This is a genomic window from Rhodococcus sp. (in: high G+C Gram-positive bacteria) (assembly GCF_049286785.1).
Classification (GTDB): Bacteria; Actinomycetota; Actinomycetes; order Mycobacteriales; family Mycobacteriaceae; genus Rhodococcus_F.
Genome location: NZ_JBAQEO010000230.1, coordinates 1 through 2524 on the forward strand (window position 1 = coordinate 1; position 2524 = coordinate 2524).

Sequence of the window (2524 nt, forward strand, 5' to 3'; positions counted from 1 at the left end):
CGACCTCGCAGAGGCCTTCGAGGGCGGCCCCGCCGCGGGGAACCTGGTCAAGTCCGTCAAGGAACAACTCGTAGCGGTGCCCGCCCGAGGCGTCGGGTTCGGGGTGCTTCGGCACCTCGACGAGACCACCCGGCCGATCCTCGCCGGGTTGCCGATGCCGCAGATCGGCTTCAACTACCTGGGTCGAGTGGGTACGCAGCATCTGAGCCGCGAACTGGCGGAACTCGGTTGGATGCCCGATCCGCAGGCGCCGGAACTGCTTCTGACGAGCGGATCCGACATGGCGGTGGCGGCCGCGATCGATATCAACGCGATTGTTCTCGACGGGCCGGAGGGTCCCCGACTGACCGCCACGTTCGCGTACCCGCGCGGGGTGCTGCGTGAGGCCGACGTCGCGGAGTTCGCAGATCTCTGGCGCCGCGCGCTCGACGGACTCGCCGCGCATGTTTCTCGGCCCGGTGCAGGCGGCCTGACACCGTCCGATCTTCCGCTGGTGTCGGTGAGCCAGCATCAGATCGAGCGCTGGGAATCGCGTTTCGGGGCGCTGCGGGACGTCTGGTCGCTGTCACCGTTGCAGACCGGGTTACTGTTCCACGCCACCCTCGCCGCGGAGTCGGTGGACGTCTACACCGCGCAGCTTCGCATCGATCTCGAGGGCGCGGTCGACGCCGTGCGACTGCGTGCCGCCGCGGCCGAACTCCTTGCCCGCCACCCGAACCTGCGGACCGCATACGTCTATGATGACGACGGGATACCCGCTCAGCTGGTCGTGGACGCCGTGGAGTTGCCGTGGCGTCAGGTCGATCTGAACGGATACGGGCCGGACGCCGAGGCGGAACTCGCCCGGCTCCTCGACGAGGACCGCATCGCTCGATTCGACCTCGCCCATCCGCCCCTGCTCCGGCTGACGCTGATCCGCACCGCACCCGAGCGCTATGTGCTGACGATCACCAACCATCACATCATCCTCGACGGCTGGTCGATGCCACTGCTGGTGCGGGAGTTGCTGGTTCGCTATGCCGCAGACGGCGCCCCTGCCGGTCTGCCGGAGCCGGTCTCGTACCGCACCTATCTGGAATGGCTCGCTCGACGTGACTTCGACGCCTCGGCACGTGCCTGGCAGGAGTCGCTGGACGGACTCGAGGAGCCGACGCTGCTGGCGCCCGATGCGTCCCTGGCGCTCCGCGGTGTACCCGGTGAGGTCGACATCGAACTAGCCGCCTCGTTGAGCGAGGCGCTCGCCGCTGTGGTGGAGCGGGGTAGGGTCACGATGAACACGGTGGTGCAGGCTGCATGGGGAGTACTGTTGTCCCGGTTGGTCTCCCGCGACGACGTCGTTTTCGGCGCCACCGTCTCGGGCCGGCCCCCGCAGCTGTCCGGTGTCGAGGGCATGCTGGGGCTCTTCATCAACACCCTCCCGGTGCGGGTGCGGGTGGACCCGGACGAGAGTTTCGCGGGGCTGCTCGCCCGATTGCAGAGGGAGCAGGCGGCCCTGCTCGATCACCATCATCTCGGACTCGGGGAGATCCAGTCCCGTGCGGGTCTGGGCAACCTGTTCGACACGCTGTCGGTGTTCGAGTCCTATCCCGTCGACAAGTCCGGATTGGACGAGAACACCGACATCGCGGGCATGCACGTGACCGCCTTCGACGCCCGCGACGCCACCCACTATCCCCTCACACTGCTGGCGATCCTCGAACCCCGACTGCGGTTGAGTCTGCGCTACCAGCCGGGAGTCTTCGACCAGGAGACGGCCACCCGGCTCGCCGAGCGAGTGACCGCGATCCTCGAGACCATTGCCGGTGACGCCGAAACCGCGGTCGGTGCCGTCGACCTCTTCGCGTCGGGCGAGAGGGAACTGGTGGTCGATACCTGGAACGCGACGGCGCACCCACTGCCGCACACCACCCTCGCCGAGCTGTTCGAGGCGCAGGTAACCCGCACACCTGACGCGGAGGCCATCACGTTCGAGGAGACGGCGTTGTCGTACGCCGAGTTCGACGCCCGCGCGAATCGGCTGGCTCGGCATCTGATTCGGGCGGGCGTGGGGCCGGAATCGGCCGTGGGCATCGCGATCCGCCGCTCGGTGGACCTGTTGGTCGGGATCTATGCCGTGATCAAGGCGGGCGGCGCGTACGTTCCGATCGACCCGGACCAGCCCGCGGAGCGCATCGACTACGTGGTGGCGACGGCCGACCCGGTCCTGATCCTCACCACCACCGGCGATCGCGCGGCACTGCCGGACTCCGTCGCGACCGTCGAGCTCGACACCCTCGATGTGTCCGCGCTCTCCGCCGACCCGGTCCTTGCGTGAGTTTCCTAGGTAGCCGAGTTTTCGTGTCGCGTCGTGCGTGTTGAGCTGGGCAAACGCGACCGGAGAGTGTATTACCTATATAGGGCTTCGATCGTGGGGAAACGGCAGGGAGGGAAGACGTACTACTACCTGGTCGAGTCCGCCCGGGTCGAGGGTAAACCGCGCATCGTCTCGCAACAGTACCTGGGCAGCGCGGAGGAGGTGACGGCC

Annotated in this window: 1 protein-coding gene; it reads left to right on the top strand. The window is 67.6% G+C overall.

What is annotated here, in order from left to right; translation table 11 throughout:
• The coding region (locus tag WAW17_RS09490) for a condensation domain-containing protein (RefSeq protein WP_422332730.1) at positions 1 to 2314 on the top strand (2314 nt) is incomplete at its 5' end.
• Positions 2315 to 2524: the final 210 nt, after the last annotated feature.